This is a genomic window from Novosphingobium sp. PhB165, from assembly GCF_004341845.1.
Taxonomy (GTDB): domain Bacteria; phylum Pseudomonadota; class Alphaproteobacteria; order Sphingomonadales; family Sphingomonadaceae; genus Novosphingobium.
Genome location: NZ_SLVB01000001.1, coordinates 261,529 through 277,641 on the forward strand (window position 1 = coordinate 261,529; position 16,113 = coordinate 277,641).

The 16,113-nt window shown below is 65.2% G+C and carries 16 protein-coding genes and 1 tRNA gene; 10 read left to right on the forward strand and 7 right to left on the reverse strand.

Annotated features, from left to right (window positions below; all coding sequences use genetic code 11):
* Positions 1–9: 9 nt before the first annotated feature.
* Positions 10–642 carry a 2OG-Fe(II) oxygenase gene (locus EDF56_RS01375; protein ID WP_132384948.1) on the reverse strand — a complete coding sequence of 211 codons (633 nt, stop codon included), beginning with the start codon at positions 640–642 and terminating at the stop codon, positions 10–12.
* 195 nt (positions 643–837) lie between these two features.
* Here EDF56_RS01375 and EDF56_RS01380 point away from each other — a divergent pair.
* From EDF56_RS01380 to EDF56_RS01420, 10 genes are all read left to right on the forward strand, one after another.
* Positions 838–914 (forward strand) — tRNA-His (locus EDF56_RS01380).
* A 137-nt stretch (positions 915–1,051) separates the two neighbouring features.
* Positions 1,052–1,780 (forward strand): heme ABC transporter permease CcmC, encoded by a 729-nt coding sequence (gene ccmC / locus EDF56_RS01385; protein WP_132384949.1) that lies wholly within the window; start codon positions 1,052–1,054, stop codon positions 1,778–1,780.
* 3 nt (positions 1,781–1,783) lie between these two features.
* Positions 1,784–1,924: a hypothetical protein gene (locus EDF56_RS25815; RefSeq protein WP_165912053.1), complete on the forward strand. Its 141-nt coding sequence runs from the start codon at positions 1,784–1,786 to the stop codon at positions 1,922–1,924.
* Positions 1,925–1,926: 2 nt separating this feature from the next.
* A complete protein-coding gene (gene ccmE, locus EDF56_RS01390) occupies positions 1,927–2,391 on the forward strand; it encodes a cytochrome c maturation protein CcmE (protein WP_132384950.1) in 465 nt (154 codons plus the stop codon).
* The gene (locus EDF56_RS01395; protein ID WP_132384951.1) at positions 2,388–4,364 is read left to right on the forward strand and encodes a heme lyase CcmF/NrfE family subunit; all 1,977 of its coding nucleotides are present in this window, start codon (positions 2,388–2,390) and stop codon (positions 4,362–4,364) included. Before ccmE ends, EDF56_RS01395 begins: the two co-directional genes overlap by 4 nt.
* Before the next feature lie 23 nt (positions 4,365–4,387).
* Positions 4,388–4,927 carry a DsbE family thiol:disulfide interchange protein gene (locus EDF56_RS01400; RefSeq protein WP_132385725.1) on the forward strand — a complete coding sequence of 180 codons (540 nt, stop codon included), beginning with the start codon at positions 4,388–4,390 and terminating at the stop codon, positions 4,925–4,927.
* Positions 4,928–4,953: 26 nt separating this feature from the next.
* Positions 4,954–5,346: a cytochrome c-type biogenesis protein gene (locus tag EDF56_RS01405; protein ID WP_132385726.1), complete on the forward strand. Its 393-nt coding sequence runs from the start codon at positions 4,954–4,956 to the stop codon at positions 5,344–5,346.
* Complete coding sequence (locus EDF56_RS01410; protein ID WP_132384952.1) at positions 5,343–6,071, forward strand: cytochrome C biosynthesis protein; 729 nt, start codon at positions 5,343–5,345, stop codon at positions 6,069–6,071. Before EDF56_RS01405 ends, EDF56_RS01410 begins: the two co-directional genes overlap by 4 nt.
* A gap of 104 nt (positions 6,072–6,175) precedes the next feature.
* The gene (locus EDF56_RS01415) at positions 6,176–8,131 is read left to right on the forward strand and encodes a potassium transporter Kup (RefSeq protein ID WP_132384953.1); all 1,956 of its coding nucleotides are present in this window, start codon (positions 6,176–6,178) and stop codon (positions 8,129–8,131) included.
* Positions 8,132–8,397: 266 nt separating this feature from the next.
* On the forward strand, positions 8,398–9,339 hold the full coding sequence (locus EDF56_RS01420; protein WP_165912054.1) for a TonB family protein: 942 nt from the start codon (positions 8,398–8,400) through the stop codon (positions 9,337–9,339).
* A 66-nt stretch (positions 9,340–9,405) separates the two neighbouring features.
* Here the strand turns inward: EDF56_RS01420 and EDF56_RS01425 are convergent, their stop codons facing one another.
* From EDF56_RS01425 to EDF56_RS01450, 6 genes are all read right to left on the reverse strand, one after another.
* On the reverse strand, positions 9,406–10,059 hold the full coding sequence (locus tag EDF56_RS01425) for an inner membrane-spanning protein YciB (RefSeq protein ID WP_132384955.1): 654 nt from the start codon (positions 10,057–10,059) through the stop codon (positions 9,406–9,408).
* Positions 10,059–11,000, reverse strand: a complete 942-nt coding sequence (ftsY, locus tag EDF56_RS01430) for a signal recognition particle-docking protein FtsY (RefSeq protein WP_132384956.1) — start codon at positions 10,998–11,000, stop codon at positions 10,059–10,061. The genes EDF56_RS01425 and ftsY overlap by 1 nt, the downstream gene beginning before the upstream one ends.
* The gene (locus tag EDF56_RS01435; RefSeq protein ID WP_132384957.1) at positions 10,997–12,175 is read right to left on the reverse strand and encodes a MiaB/RimO family radical SAM methylthiotransferase; all 1,179 of its coding nucleotides are present in this window, start codon (positions 12,173–12,175) and stop codon (positions 10,997–10,999) included. The genes ftsY and EDF56_RS01435 overlap by 4 nt, the downstream gene beginning before the upstream one ends.
* Complete coding sequence (gene dapF, locus EDF56_RS01440) at positions 12,172–13,005, reverse strand: diaminopimelate epimerase (protein WP_132384958.1); 834 nt, start codon at positions 13,003–13,005, stop codon at positions 12,172–12,174. Before dapF ends, EDF56_RS01435 begins: the two co-directional genes overlap by 4 nt.
* A 195-nt stretch (positions 13,006–13,200) precedes the next feature.
* Entirely contained in the window at positions 13,201–14,898 is a 1,698-nt protein-coding gene (locus EDF56_RS01445) for an EAL domain-containing protein (RefSeq protein WP_243652322.1), read from the reverse strand.
* 147 nt (positions 14,899–15,045) lie between these two features.
* Positions 15,046–15,981 (reverse strand): 2-oxoglutarate and iron-dependent oxygenase domain-containing protein, encoded by a 936-nt coding sequence (locus EDF56_RS01450; RefSeq protein WP_132384959.1) that lies wholly within the window; start codon positions 15,979–15,981, stop codon positions 15,046–15,048.
* Between the last annotated feature and the right edge of the window lie 132 nt (positions 15,982–16,113).

Genomic DNA, 16,113 nt, shown 5'->3' on the forward strand with positions numbered 1-16,113 from the left:
CCTTCCGCCCTATCCCCAGGGGCGCTCGCGGTACCACTGGGTAATGACGTACTTGAGCCCCTTGCGGACCTTCATGGCGTGGTGGAGCGTGGCGGCATTGAGGCTGCCGTCGGCGCGGCGGTTGTTCCAGGCCACGAGCTTGCCGCGCTCGGGCTGGATCAGCTTGTCGATCACCTTGAAACGGGTCGCGCCGCCGGCGTCGACCGGGTTGAGATAGACCATGAAAGTCCATGTCCGCTGGCCCGGTATGGCGCAGTACTTGTCGTAATCGGCATTGTTCGGCTCGAAGTAGTCGGTGTGCGCCTTGAACTCCTGCCCCACTTCGTAACGCTGGCCCTGAATGGGTTCCGCATGCGTGAGATCGATGCCCGAGATGCCCGCCAGTTTGGCGGCCAGCGCCGCAACGGCAGGCAGCTGCGGATCGAGGTCGCATGTCGAACTGGTGCGGAACACGTCGTCGCCATTGTAGTTGGCGATCGTTGAGGGGCGGTGCTGCGCCTCGATCATCGCCACCAACTCGTCGCACTCGGTCGGTGAAAGGAATTCGCGCTTCACGAAGAGGTCGAGCCGCGATGACGGGAAGCGCTGCATGCCCGGAAGGGCAAGCAGGATGTCGGGAGATGATTCGCCGGGGGCCTTCATGAGAGGGACCTTAGCCACGGTCTCGCAGCGGGAAAATCGCCGGAGTTGCGTCGCGATCCGATTTTTTGCCCGTGTCTTTTCATTTTTGCTTTGCAAGGTGAGGCAGCTTGTGCAAAGGGCGCGCTCCGCACCGGATGCTGCTAAGGCGATCCGGACAGCGGTTCGGAAGTCTGGCCTCAAGCCTTGCTTCCTGTGGCGATCGTAGCTCAGTTGGTTAGAGCGCCGGTTTGTGGTACCGGAGGTCGTGGGTTCGAACCCCATCGATCGCCCCATTTTTCAAAAACCACGTGCAGGTCTGAATTCCTCCCGGCGATGATCCGGTCGAGACGCCATCAGGCGGGTGATAAGCCTTGTCCTGCGATCAAGGCCACTTGCTCCTTTTTACACGCACGATAGAAGCGCGGCTAAGATGCACGGCTTCGCCAATCCCGCCCGGTTCCTGCGTATCGCTCGTTGGCTGATGCCACTGTGCATGGGCGCGGGAATCGCGATCGCCACGGCTGCGCTGGGATGGGGCCTATTCTTCGCACCGGCCGAACGCTTGCAGGGCGAAACTGTGCGCATCGTCTACCTTCACGTGCCATCCGCCTGGCTTGGCATGGCGGGCTGGATGGGCATCGCTGCCGCCAGCTTCACCGAACTGGTCTGGCGCCACCCGCTGGCGGGAATCGCCGCGCGGGCCTGTGCGGTGCCGGGCGCGGTGTTTACGGCCGTGTGCCTCGTCACCGGATCGCTCTGGGGCCGTCCGGCCTGGGGCACCTGGTGGGTGTGGGACGGGCGACTGACCTCGATGCTGGTGCTGCTGTTCCTCTATTTCGGCTGGATGGCGCTCTCGCAGGCGAGCGAGGCTGCGGACGGCGGGCAGAACAAGGCGCCTGCGATCTTCGGTCTTGTCGGCGCGGTGAACATTCCGATCATCCACTATTCGGTGATCTGGTGGCAGAGCCAGCATCAGGCGCCCTCGATCACCATGGGCAAGTCCGCCATGGCCGGGGCCTTCCTCCACCCGCTGCTCTTCGCGATGCTGGGCTTCACGCTGCTGTTTGCGGGCGTGGTGCTGGCGCGCATGCGTGCGATCCTCGCCCATCAGCAGGCCGAGGCGCGGCTGCGCCGTAAAGCGCTTTCCGAAGGATACTGAACCATGCGCGAGGCAATGGACCCCTGGACCTTCGTGGTCGCTGCCTATGCCGTGGGCATGGGCGCGGCGGCCGCGATGGTCGCCTGGTCGCTGCTGACCATGAGGCGCGCCGAGAAACGCCGTGACGAGGCAAGGAAACGCTGAGCATGGCCGGGGGGACGGGAATCAAGGCCAAGCATCAGCGGCTCGTGCTGCTCGTTATCGCGCTGGTGGTGCTGGTCGCCGCTGCGCTTCTGGCCGCATGGGCCTTGCGCAATCAGGCCAGCTACTTCTACGTGCCGAGCGAAATCGTCGCCAACCCGCCCGAGCAAGGCCGCGGCGTCCGCCTCGGCGGCATGGTCCAGCGCGGTTCGCTGCGCACTGAGGCTGACGGCGTGACCATCGCTTTCGTCGTCAGTGACGGCAAGGCGCGCGTGCCGGTTGTGTTCAAGGGCATCGTTCCGTCGCTCTTCGTTGAAGGATCGGGCGTGGTCGCCGAAGGACACATGGGCGCGGACGGTACGTTCGTGGCCGACAACCTCCTTGCCAAGCATGACGAAAACTACGTCCCGCGCGAAATGCAGAACATGACGCGGGATCAGGCTCGGCAAGTCATGCAGGACACGAAATGATCGCCGAACTCGGACTTGCCGCGCTCTGGCTTGCCGCCGCGCTGGCCGGGCTGCAACTCGTCGCCGGGGCGCTGGCGCTCAGCGCGCGGGGCGCCTCGCTCGGCGGAATCGTACGCCCGGTGGCGGTGGTGCAGGGACTGCTGGCACTCATCGCTTTCCTGAGCCTCGTCTACCTGTTCGCGGTCACTGACCTGTCGGTGAAGCTGGTGGCGATGAACTCGCACTCGTTGAAGCCCCTGATTTTCCGCGTGGCCGGGACATGGGGCAACCATGAGGGCTCAATGCTGCTCTGGGTGACGATCATGGGCCTCGCAGGCGGCCTTGTCGCGCTGATCGAGCGGCGCCTGCCGGAGCCGACCATGCTGGCGACGCTGGCCGGGCAGGCATTCGTCAGCCTTGGCTTCTATGCGTTCCTGCTGATCGCCTCGAACCCGTTCGAACGGCTCTGGCCGGTGCCGCAGGAGGGCAACGGGCTCAATCCGTTGTTGCAGGACCTTGGTCTCGCGTTCCATCCGCCCACGCTCTACCTCGGCTATGTCGGGCTTTCGATCGCCTTCAGCTTTGCCGTCGGCGCGCTGGTCACGCGTGAGGTCGGTCCGGCTTTCGCCAAGGCCATGCGGCCCTGGGTGCTGGGCGCGTGGATCTTCCTGACCATCGGCATCACCGCCGGGTCCTACTGGGCCTATTACGAGCTTGGCTGGGGCGGCTGGTGGTTCTGGGATCCGGTCGAGAATGCCTCGCTGATGCCCTGGCTGGCGGCGACCGCGCTGCTGCATTCGTGCAGCGTGCTGGCGGCGCGTAACGCGCTGCGGGCATGGACGGTCATGCTCGGCGTGGTGGCCTTCTCGATGTCGATGATCGGCACGTTCCTCGTGCGGTCGGGCATTCTCACCAGCGTTCACGCCTTTGCGGTCGATCCGGAGCGCGGCACGTTCATCCTTGCACTGCTCGCCATCAATATCGGCGGTGCGCTGACGCTGTTCGGCCTGCGCGCCCGGACCGTGACCGAGGGCGAACGCTTCGCCGTTACCAGCCGTGAAGGCGCGCTGGTGTTCAACAATGTGATGCTCTCGGCGATCCTAGGCATCGTGCTGTTCGGCACGCTCTACCCGCTGCTGGCCGAATCGATGGGCGCCAAGGTCTCCGTCGGGCCGCCGTACTTCACACCGATGAGCGCGCTTTTCGCAGTGCCGATGCTGGTGGTGCTGGCGGTCGGCCCGCTGCTGCGCTGGCGGCGCGACAAGTTCTCGCGTATCGGCAAGATGATGGTGATCCCGGCGATGCTGGTTGTCGCGGGCGTCCTGCTCACCGTCATGCTGGGCGGCGTGCCGCTGATGCCGACGATCGGGCTGGCGCTGGCCCTCGGCCTCGTCTGGGCGAGCGTATTGCCGCTCGAGGGCCGCAACCTCCTGCGCACGCCGCTGCCGGTCTGGGGCATGGTGACGGCGCATCTGGGCATTGCCGTCGCACTGCTCGGCATGAGCTGCGAGAGTGCCTTCTCTGTCGAAAAGCTGGTCGCGATCCGGGTGGGCGAGACGACCGAAGTGGGCCCCTGGCAGATCAAGCTCGACGCGGTCGAGCCCGTGGCCGGACCCAACTGGACCGCGCTGGAGGCACGCCTGTTGATGCGTTACGGCGACGACGGCCGTGTCGTCGAACTCGGACCGCAATCGCGCAGTTTCTGGGCTCCACCGCAGCAGACCAGCGAATCGGCACTGCTCACGCGCTGGAACGGCCAGCTCTACACCGTGCTCGGCGGTGAGGCGGACGCCAAGGATGGCCGCAGCCGCTGGCAGCTTCGCTTGTGGTGGAAGCCTTTCGTCACGCTGATCTGGCTGGGCGGCCTGATGATCGCGCTGGGCGGCGCACTGGCGCTGGTGGGCCGTGTCGCCAGCGACCTGCGCCGGATCATCGCGCGGGACAAGATCGAATACCGCCGCGAACGACAGGGACGGGCAGGGAGGTACTCGTGAGCACCGATTCGACTCCCGAACCCATGCGCAAGGCACCGCGTTGGGCGATTTGGCTGCCGCTGGCGTTGTTCTTCGCCTTCGTGGTGCTGGTTTCCGTGCAGCTTCGCAATCCGGCCGATACCAATGTTGCCAGCACGCTGATCGGCAAGCCGATGCCCGCCTTCGACTTGCCGCCGGCGTTGCCGGGCCGTCCGGGGCTGAGCAGCGCGGCGATTACCGACGGCAAGCCGCATCTCGTCAACATTTTCGCCTCGTGGTGCGTGCCTTGCGGCGTCGAGGCCCCGCAGCTTGCCGCACTCGCCCGGTCGGGTGTTCCCATCGAGGGTATTTCGGTGCGTGACCGGACCGAGGATCTTCAGGTCTTCCTGAAGACCAACGGCGATCCCTACCAGAGCATCGGCGCCGATGATGACGGCAAAGTGCAGCTTGCGCTCGGCTCCTCCGGTGTGCCCGAGACGTACGTGATCGATGGCAAGGGCGTGATCCGCTATCAGCATATCGGCGAGATTCGTGAGGATCAGGTGCCGATGATCCTCGGGAAGTTGCAGGAGGCCGCGCAGTGAGGGCGCTTCTCGCCGTGTGTCTGGCCATGCTCGGCCTCTGGGCCGTGGCGCCTGCGCTGGCGCAGGAAGAGCAGTCGACCGCGCCCTATGCCTATCGCCAGCTCGACGATCCGGCCAAGGAGCAGAAGGCCGAAGCGCTGATGGAGACGCTGCGCTGTCTTCAGTGTCAGGGCCAGTCGATTGCCGATTCGGATGCGCCGATCGCCGGTTCCATGCGCAGCCTCGTGCGTGAGCGCATTGCGGCGGGTGATGATCCTGAGGCGATTCGTGCGTGGCTGGTCGAGCGTTACGGCGACTATGTGAGCTATGCACCGCGCGTGACCGCGCTGACATGGCCGCTTTTCGCGGTCCCGCTGGCGCTGCTGGCACTGGCGGCATTGCTGCTACGCGGGCGTTTCCGCCGGGGAGGACAGGCATGACCTGGGTTTTCGTCATCCTGCTGGCGGTCGCCGCCTTCCTGCTTGTCGTCTTTGTCTTCAAGGCACCCCGTGGTGGCCGTGAGGCGATTGCTGCGGCGCTGGCGCTCGGCATCGCCGGCTATGCCGCGCAGGGCACACCCGCCCAGCCCGGCGCGCCCAAGGACGGTGCCGAAGGGCGCTCGGGCGATATGGGCGCGTTCTTCGCAGAGGCGCGCGCCACGTTCAGTTCCAGCGGCTTGCCGCCGAGCGATCGCTGGGTGGTGATCGCGGACGGGCTGGCCCGCCATGGCGAATATGGCGATGCCGCCGAAGTGCTGCGCGGGGCGATCGGCAACGATCCGCCGGGACCGCCGGCGAATGATCCCGACACGCGCGAACGCCGCTCGGAAGCGTGGCTTTCGCTCGGCAACGCGCTCGTCGCCCATGCCGAGGGACAGCTTACTCCGGCCTCGCTCTACGCCTATCGCCGGGCCGGGCAGGCAGATCCCGATGCCGCCGGGCCGCCTTTCTTCCTCGGCCTTGCGCTGGCGCAGTCCGGTCGCCTTGGCGAAGGCCGTGCGATGTGGGCAGACTTGCTGGCACGGGCTCCGAAGGAGGCCAAATGGCGTCCCGTACTGGAACAGCAACTGATCCGGCTCGATGCGTTTATCGCCGCGCAGAACGGTTCTCCGGCTCGTCCGCCGGCCGGCGCCGCGAATTCCGTGCCGGCACCCGCACCACAATGAACGACCCGCTAAGTATCGTTGCTTGGCTCCGGGCATGCTGCTAACGGCGGGCCCTTGTCGCGACGTGAAATCATGATCCGACAAGGCCATTACGGGGCGCTGCAATGAGTGATGCAAGTTCGGATACCGCTGACGTCCCGACAGTGATCGATCCGGCTACGGGCCGGAGAACACCGGTCGGCGGACATGGTTCCGGCAATCTCTCCAAGCTGGCGCTCGGCGCTGTCGGGGTCGTTTTCGGCGACATCGGTACCAGCCCGATCTACGCCTTTCGCGAAACTTTCGTCGGCCCGCATCCGCTGGCGATCGACGAACTTCACATCCTTGGTGTTGTCAGCCTGATCTTCTGGTCGATGACGCTGGTCGTCTCGGTCCAGTACGTTGGCATCCTGATGCGGGCGGACAACAAGGGGCAGGGCGGCAGCCTCGCACTCGTTGCGCTGATTTCGGGCGCGATCCGCAAGTCGCGCTACGGCCCGCTGGTGGTCCTGCTGGGCGTTTTCGCGACATCGCTGTTTTACGGCGATTCGATGATTACGCCGGCGGTTTCGGTGCTCTCGGCGGTCGAGGGTCTGACGGTCGTCGAATCGCGCCTGTCGCCGCTCGTCCTGCCGATTGCGCTGGTTCTGCTGGTCGCGCTGTTCGTGATCCAGAAGAGCGGCACGGCCAAAGTCGGCGCGCTGTTTGCGCCGGTGATGGTGGTCTATTTCACGGTGCTGGCCGTGCTCGGGGTCTACCACCTTGTGCAGATGCCCCACGTGCTGGTGGCGCTGAACCCGTGGTACGCAATCCAGTTCTTCCTGACCGACAAGATGCTCGGCTTCCTGGCGCTGGGTTCGGTCGTGCTGGCCGTGACGGGGGCAGAGGCGCTCTATTCGGACATGGGGCACTTCGGACGCGGTCCGCTGCGCCTTTCGTGGTTTGGGTTCGTGATGCCGTGCCTGCTGATCAACTATTTCGGCCAGGCGGCGATGATTCTTGGCCTCAACGACGCGGCAGCGGCCGAGGCGATGGAGAATCCGTTCTTCCACCTCGCGCCCGAGAACTTGCGTCTGCCGCTGGTGATTCTGGCGACTTGCGCCACGTTCATCGCCAGTCAGGCCGTGATTTCCGGCGCGTTCTCGATCACCCATCAGGCAATGCAGCTGGGCTTCATCCCGCGCCTTTCGACCCGCCACACCAGCGAGCACGAAGTCGGCCAGATCTACATCCCCTTCGTCAACTGGGCGCTGATGACCGGCGTGATCGTGCTGGTTCTGGTATTCCAGAACTCGTCGAACCTCGCTTCGGCCTACGGTATCGCGGTGACCGGGGCGATGCTGATCGACACCTGCCTGATGACCGTGCTGCTGATCGTGATCTGGCGCTGGAAGCTGTGGCAGGCGATCCCGGTAATCGTCACCTTCTTCGTGGTCGACGGCGCCTACTTTGCGGCCAATGCCACCAAGATCAAGGACGGTGGCTGGTTCCCGCTGATGATCGGCGGTATCGCCTTCACCCTGCTGACGACGTGGAACAAGGGCCGCCGCCTCATGCGCGAACGCATGACCGAGGCGGCGCTGCCGCTCAACGTCTTCGCCAAGAGCGCCCACGGTTCGGCCGCCCGCGTGCCCGGCACGGCGATCTTCATGGCCTCCACCAATGCGGGCGTGCCTTCTGCGCTGCTCCACAACATCAAGCACAACAAGGTGCTGCATGAACGCGTGGTTGTGCTGACAGTCGAAGTGCAGGACGTGCCCTATGTGGAGCCGGCCGAGCGCTATTCGATGACCGATCTTGGGCAGGGCTTCTACCGCATGACGCTGCGCTACGGCTTCATGGAGGAGACCGACGTGCCTGCCGCTCTGGCCCACTACGAGGTCTGCGGCGGTCCGTTCGAGATGATGAAGACCAGCTTCTTCCTCTCCCGCCAGACGCTGGTCCCTTCGGCCAAGCCCGGCATGGCGATCTGGCGCGAGAAGCTGTTTGCGTGGATGATGCGCAATGCCGCCAGCGCCATGGAGTTCTTCCGCCTGCCGACGAACCGCGTGGTCGAACTGGGCAGTCAGCTCGAGATCTGAGTCGCCGCCAAAGCCGACCGGTTCGACATTGTCCCGTCTTTCTGGCGTGTTAGCTTGCCTCTGATACGACTGGAGAGGCAGGCATGGCGGTTCGGGGTTGGTTGTCGTCTGCGCTGGTGCTGAGCCTGGTCGGGGCCACCTCGTTGGCTCAGGCGACGCCTCTCGCGCCCGTAATCGACGCATCCTCCAGTTCCGGACGCATTTTGGTGACCTGGATGCCTGGTCCGGTCCGTTGCGAAGGCGGTGTGACAGAGACGGGTGGTGCCATGCGCAGGCCGCTGAACGATCTGGCCTGGGGTGATCGTGTCACCCCGCCTTCCGCTCCGACTCCAGTAACCCTGCAATTCGACATCGATTCGGCGGGACGCGCGGTTTCGATCAAGGACAAGCACGCGTTCGGAGATTTCGGCCCGGCGCTTGCCGCCAGCAAATTCCCGGCCACGGCGCGGCAGGGCTGCTCGATCACGTATATGGCCAGCGCGCAGCCCGTGGCTTCCGCGTCCGTCGCCGATCTCGTTTCCTACATGATCTCGCCGATCGTTGGAGCGCTACCGCCAGAGGGCTGGGCGCGTATCCGGCTGGAGGGAACCTGCGGGCAATTGCCGCGACCGCAGCCGCTGCTTCGGGCATTTCCCGATTTCCGACATATCGCCGGAACACCGGGTGTGAAGGACTGGGCCGCTATCGCATATGACACCGATGCAGAGGGCAAGCCGATCCACGTCCGTCTGTTTCAGAGCAACGGGAATGCGGCGCTTGAGGATGCGGCGGTCAAGGCGATAAGCGATTCGCGCTTTTCGGGCGGGGCACGGACCGGTTGCACGTATCCTTACTGGCGCATGCCGAAGCAGTTGCCCGCGCCTGCCATGCCCGACAAGTCCGCTTTCCCCGCATCCGGGACGGCATGCCCGGCGGACCGGAAGTGGGCAACGCCGCCGGTCAAACGATATCCCGGAGCCTATAGCCGCCGCCGGATCGAGGGGTGGGCGATCGTTCGTTACGATATCGCGCCTTGGGGGGTGGTGGGGAACGTAACCGTGCTGGCCGCGCAACCATCGGAGCAGTTCGGCGATGAGGCCGCCCGGAGCCTTGAGACAGCGAAATTCGAGCCTTCGCCGCAAGGTGCCAGTGGTTGTGTCGAGCGGATGAAATTCGTGATGCCGGCTGACGGCAGCGCCGACGATCTTGCCGATTTCTCCGTGGATTAGCGGGTCGGGCAGGCATCGGCTGCCACCGGAAAATCCCGGCTGCCCCGCAGCCGGGTCCGATGCCGCTCAATCGTGCGGCGGGTTTTCGATCAGCTCTTCCTTCGCGTCTTGACCCATGCCGTGCTTCAGGACCATCGGAAGCTGTGAGAAGGTGAAGACGAAGGACAGCACGGTAAAGCCCCAGATCTTGGCCTGAAGCCATGCATTGAAGCTCACGGTGTAGACCAGCAGGGTGTTGAGCGCGGCAAGGAACAGGAAGAACCATGCCCAGTTGCGCGAAAGCTTGAACCAGCCTTCCTCGTCCAGCCCCTCGAAGGCGGACTGGAGCAGGTACTTGAGCATCGGCTTGCCCTGCCACAGGCCGTAAAACAGCATGCCCGCGAACATCAGGTAGACGGCGGTAGGCTTGATCTGGATCCAGAAGGCGTCGTGGAACACCACGGTCAGCGCGCCGAAGCCCAGCACCAGCACCGTCGTCAGCCAGAGCATCGGCGAGACGTGGCCAAGCCGCCACTTGGAGATCCCCAGCGCGAAGACGGTCGCCACCATGAAGGCGACGGTGCCCTTGATCACGGCCGTAACGGTCGCCAGCGGCCCGGCGTCGCCCGGCGGCGAGAAGTGCTCGTAAGCAAGGAAGAAGACGAGCAGCGGGCCGAAATCGACGACAAGGTTTACCCAGCTCGACTTCGGCTTTGCGGGAGCCTGTGTTTCAGTGTTCATCACGCGATCCCTGCAATGACGCGGGCCAGCAGGTCCGGGTTGAAGGGGCGAAGGTCGTCGATCTTCTCGCCCACGCCGATGGCGTGGATGGGCAGTCCGTACTGTTCGGCCGCAGCCACCAGCACGCCGCCGCGGGCGGTGCCGTCCAGCTTGGTCATGATGAGGCCGGAAACGCCCGCCACTTCCTTGAAGATCTCGATCTGCGAAAGCGCGTTCTGGCCATTGGTGGCATCGAGCACCAGCACCACGTCGTGCGGCGCCTCGGGATTGAGGCGGCCGAGCACGCGGCGGATCTTGGCCAGTTCGTCCATCAGCTCGCGCTTGTTCTGAAGGCGTCCGGCGGTGTCGACGATCAGGGCGTCGATGCCCTGTTCGGTCGCGGCCTTGACCGCGTCGAACACGATCGAGGCGGGGTCTCCGCCTTCGGGGCCCTTGATGACGGGGATGCCCAAACGATCCGCCCAGACGCCGAGCTGGCCGATGGCAGCCGCACGGAACGTGTCACCGGCAGCAAGCATGACCGAATAGTCCTGCTCCTGGAACAGATGGGCCAGCTTGGCGATCGTGGTGGTCTTGCCGGACCCATTCACGCCGATCACGAGGATCACTTGCGGGCGCGGGAAGGCCACCACGTCCAGCGGCTTGGCCACCGGGCGCAGTATTTCCGCGATCTCGCGCGCTACCACTTCCATGATCGCGCGCTCGTCGGCATCGCGCTCGAAGCGTTCATCGGCAAGGCGCGCACGGATGCGGGCCGCTGCACGCGGGCCGAGGTCCGACATGATGAGCGCGTCCTCGATGTCGTCCAGCTGCGCATCGTCCAGCGTGGTCTTGCCGACGATGCCGGACAGGTTCTCGGTCAGGCGCTCGGTGGTCTTGCGGAAGCCTCCGAAGAGGCGGTCGGACCAGTCGCGTTCAGCCTGCTGGCCGTCGGTACTCATGCTTCCAATATTCCTTCGACTACCCTTGCGGGCGTGACGCGGACCAGCGTGCCGGCCGGGGTAGACTCGGGCACGCGGACTTTCGCGTAGTTCTGCGCATGGCCGGTGCCGCCTCTTTCGGCAAGCACCGATAGCGGCTGGCCCACGAGCCCGGCAAGCCACCGGGCACGCGTGCCGGCAATCGTTTCGCGTAGCTGCGCGGCGCGGCGGCGGATCGTATCGCCGTCAATCTGGGGCATCCGCGCTGCGGGCGTACCCGGGCGGGGGGAGTAGGGGAAGACGTGGCCGTGGACCACGTCCAGTTCCTCGATGATCGAAAGGTTGGCCGCATGGGCGTCCTCGCTCTCGGTCGGGAAACCGGCGATGAGGTCCGCACCGATGGCAATGTCCGGGCGACGGCCCTTGAGGCCGGCCACCAACCGCACGGCATCGGCGCGGCTGTGGCGGCGCTTCATGCGCTTGAGGATCAGGTCGTCGCCATGCTGGAGCGAAAGGTGGACATGCGGCATGACCCGCGCTTCACCGCAGAGCAGCTCAAACAGTGCCTCGTCCACTTCGGCCCCGTCGATGGATGAAAGGCGCAGGCGGGGCAGGGCGGGGAAGCGAGCGAGAACCGCCTCGCACAGCGCGCCAAGGCGGGGCGAACTGTCAAGATCGCTACCCCACGATGTAAGATCGACGCCGGTGAGAACGATTTCCTGCACGCCGCGCGCGGTGTGGACCAAGATGTCCTCCAGCACTTCGGCAACCGTGCGCGAGCGGCTGGGACCGCGTCCTTGCGGGATCACGCAGAACGTGCAGGCGTGGTCGCAGCCGTTCTGTACCTGCACGAAGCCGCGCGTATAGGCGCGCTCTTCGCGTGGTTTCGGCGCGGGTGGCACGTTCCAGGCGCGCGGGTCGAGCTTGGCGGTATTGGCGACGATCCCGTCGACCTCGGGCATCGCAGCGAGCATCGCGCGCTCGACTTCGGCGGCGCAGCCGGTGACAATCAGGCGCGCTTCGGGCCGGGCCTTGCGGGCACGACGGATCGCCTGCCGGGTCTGGCGCACGGCTTCGGCCGTGACGGCGCAGGAATTGACGACGACAAGGTCTTCTGCGCCGCCCAGCAGGCCGCGCAGTGTTTCGCTTTCGGAGATATTAAGGCGGCAGCCGAGTGAGTGGACTTCGACGGTCAAGCTTCGACCTTGCCCGGGATGACGCCATAGTCGGCCAGATCGAACGAGCCACGGAACGATTCGGTCGCCGGTCCGGTCATCACGATCTCGTCGTCCTCACGCCATTCGATCACCAGCGGGCCGCCGGGGAGGGTGACGGTGACCTTGCGGTCGACCAGCCCGCGCCGCATCGCGCCCACGGCGGTTGCGCAGGCACCGGTGCCGCAGGCACGGGTGAGGCCGGCCCCGCGCTCCCATACGCGCAGGGTGATCGCATCGCGCGCGGTGACGGCGGCGACGTTGACGTTGATGCGTTCGGGGAACAGCGGGTCGTTCTCGACCAGCGGGCCAAGGCGGGCCATGTCGATCTTGTAGGGATCCTCGACGAAGAAGATCGCGTGCGGATTGCCGACGTTGACGGCGATGGGCGCGACCAGTTCCTCCCAGGCGACAGGCATCTTGTATGTGTCCATCGCATAGCCGAGCGGGATGTCCTGCCAGCCGAAGCGGGGCTTGCCCATCTCGACCGAGATACCGTTGTCGGTGGGGGTGGTCGATACCATGCCGCCCAGCGTTTCGATGCGGGCAGGGCGGCCGTTGAGCAGGCCCACCGCCCGCGTGGCGTTGCCGCAGGCTTCGACCTCGCTGCCGTCGGCATTGAAGATGCGCATGCGGAAATCGCCCCTGTCGGAGGGGGCGAGCACGATCAACTGGTCGCAGCCGATGCCGGTGTGACGGTCGGCCAGCGCGGCCGCGAGCGTCGTGTCGACCGGCGGGAGCCCGCCCGTCCGGCCATCCAGCACGACGAAATCGTTGCCGAGCCCGTGCATCTTGGTGAATTCGATCCGCATGGGCGCGATGTATGCGCTCCGCGCGTCGAGGTCCAGTGGGATGCTCCGACTGACCCTAAGCCTCGTCGTCCCCGCGCAGGCGGGGACCCCGCTTATTCTTGCGAGGTCGGCAGAAAGAAGCGGGGCCCCCGCTTACGAGGGGGCGACGGGATTATGGAGTGTCGCGTTTGGGGACGATTTGGAGAGCGGCGGCTTTTACCCGAGGCTGGCCTTGTGCGCGCCGGGCTCCTGACTTGCCGGCATGCCGAGCCCCTGCGTTACCGAAAGCATTTCCTGCGCCACTTCGCTGTTGGCGACAAGGCCGATCCTGCCCAGCCATTCGGCCAGTTCGCCAGCCGGGCGCGGGCGGCCGTAGAGGTAGCCCTGGCCCTTGATCTTGTCGTACTTGAGCAGTTGTTCCAGCACGTCGCCGGTCTCAATCCCCTCGGCGGTGATCGGCAGGTCCATGCCCTTGCCGAGCATGGCGATGGCGTGGACGATGGCGGCGCTGTCCTTGTTCTCGGCAATGCTGGAGACGAACGAGCGGTCGATCTTGATCCGGTCGAACGGCAGGCTGCGCAGCTGCGCGAGCGAGCTGTAGCCGGTGCCGAAATCGTCCAGGCTGATCGTGATGCCCTGGTTCTTGAGGCTGGTGATCAGCGATCGCACTTGCGCCATGTTCTGGTGCAGGCACGATTCGGTGATCTCGATCTCCAGCCGGTGCGGCGGGAAATTGGCGGCCAGCAGGATCTTGAGCAGCTTCTGCGCGAACCACGGATCGCGCAGCTGGAGCGGCGAGATGTTCACCGCCAGCGTCAGCGCCGGATCCCAGGCCTTGGCATCTTCAAGGGCCTGCGTGATCACGCTTTCCGAAAGCTCGGCGATGACGCCGATTTCCTCGGCGATGGGGATGAAGATATCGGGCGAGACGATGCCGAACTGGGGCGAATCCCAGCGGGCGAGCATCTCGAAACCGGTCAGTCCGCCGGTCTGGAGGTCGATCTGCTGTTCGTAGAACGGCACGAATTCGCCGCGCGCAACGCCCTTGCGGATGCCGTATTCCAGCTCGTTGCGGAAGCGCATCTCGTCGGCCATCGGCGCTTCGAACCAGAAGTAGCTGTTCCGGCCCTGACGCTTGGAATGGTACATCGCAATGTCGGCCATTTCGAGCAGCGCGCGCGCGTCCGGCGGCGTGCCGCCCTTGGCGTGGCTGTCGCTGCGGGCGAGGCCGATCGAGGCCGTGACCTCGATGCTGATGGTGTTGATCGTCGCGCTTTGGGCGATGGCTTCGACCAGAGAGGCGGCGATGCCGTCGATCCGGTCAGGACGGCCGCGATCGAATTCGACCGCAACCGCGAACTCGTCGCCGCCGATGCGGCTGACCAGCGATTGCGAGGGCAGGCAGGCGGTGATGCGCTTGGCGCATTCCTGAAGCAGCCGGTCGCCAGTGTTGTGGCCGTTGAAATCGTTGACCTGCTTGAAATTGTCGAGGTCGATCATGATCAGCGTAACGGCGCGGTCGTTGCTCGCGGCGGCGTCATGGACCATCATGTTGACCGCGTCATTGAAGCTGCGGCGATTGAGGAAGCCTGTCAGCGGATCGGTCTCGGCAAGGCGGCGGGCCTGATGCTCGGCCTTCTTGCGCAGCTGGATTTCCTCGCAGAGCTGGCGATAGCGGCTCCAGCCGAAGATGATGATCGCGACGTTCAGCAGGAAGGCGTTGAGGATGAAGTTGTCCGGCCCGGGGCCGTGCCCGAGCAGAGACCGGACCACGTCCGGGCCGACTTCGCTGCCGGTGGCGATGAAAAGAAGGATCGCGGCCGTGACGATGCCAAGCGCAATGATGTCGATCTGGCGGTCGCCATCGAATTCATCGCCGGAATTCTCCGACTGTGCGACCAAAGCAATCTTCACGGGATAAGTCCCCCCAGAACGGCAACCCTTGAGCAGGAAATAGACGGGGGGGCTGAAATTTTGGTTAAGTTTTTCACCGGCGCGATCAGACTAAAGTCTTAAAGACTGTCGCGCCGGGTTCGGAATTTCGCAAAAACGTGCGTACAATCAGGCCTTGAGACCGATTTCGCGCAAACGCTCCTGAAGATAGTCGTCGGCGGTGATGCTCTCCGGATAGCGATCCGGATTTTCGGCGGTGATGCACTGTTCGAGCGTCTTGAACGGGAAGTCGCTGCGAAGATGCAGGAAGAACGGCATCGAATAGCGGCTGTGCGCGGCGCGCTCGCCTTCCGGGTTGCGCACGCGGTGCGTGGTGGAGGGCAGCACGTGGTTGGTCAGGCGTTGCAGCATGTCGCCGATGTTGACGACCACGGCGCCTTCCGGAGGGGCGACCGTCAACCACTCGCCGTTCTTGCCGAGCAGTTCGAGCCCGGCTTCCTGCGCGCCGAGCAGCAGGGTGATGAGGTTGATGTCCTCATGCGCGCCGGCGCGGATGGCACCGCCGGCGCCTTCGCCGACGGGCGGGTAATGGAGCAGGCGCATGACCGAGTTGCCGTCCTCGATGGCCGGATCGAACCAGCGCGCGTCGAGGCCGAGATCGACCGCGATGGCGGAAAGGATCTCGGCGCCCGCCTTGTCGAACTGGGCGTAGAGTTCGGTGAAGGTTTCCTTGAAGCCTTCGATCTCGCTAGGCCAGACATTGGGCGGCATCGAGGCGGCGAGCGGGGAACCCGCGGGCAGGTCGCGGCCGACGTGCCAGAATTCCTTGAGGTCCTTCTCGGTCGCGCCCTTGGCCACTTCGGTGCGGAACGGCGTGTAGCCGCGCGCGCCGCCCTGGCCGGCGATGAAGTATTCGCGCTTTACCGCGTCGGGCAGGGCGAAGAATTGCGCGGTGAGTTCCCAGGCGCGGTCGATCAGGGCCTGATCGATGCCGTGGTCGCGGACCATGGCGAAGCCGAAGGTACGGAAGCTCTCGCCGATGCGCGCGGCGAACTCGGCGCGGTCGGATTCGAGGCTGAGGACGGGGATCTGGGCAAGGTTCATCGTGGTCTTCCAAACAAAATCGGGCAAACAGGATCGGGGGCGGTGGCCCGGCGGCCCTGGAATGGACGCCGAATCACCGATATTGTTTCCACCGATTGAATCGCTATGCGGCCCCCATAGAAGTTTCCGTCC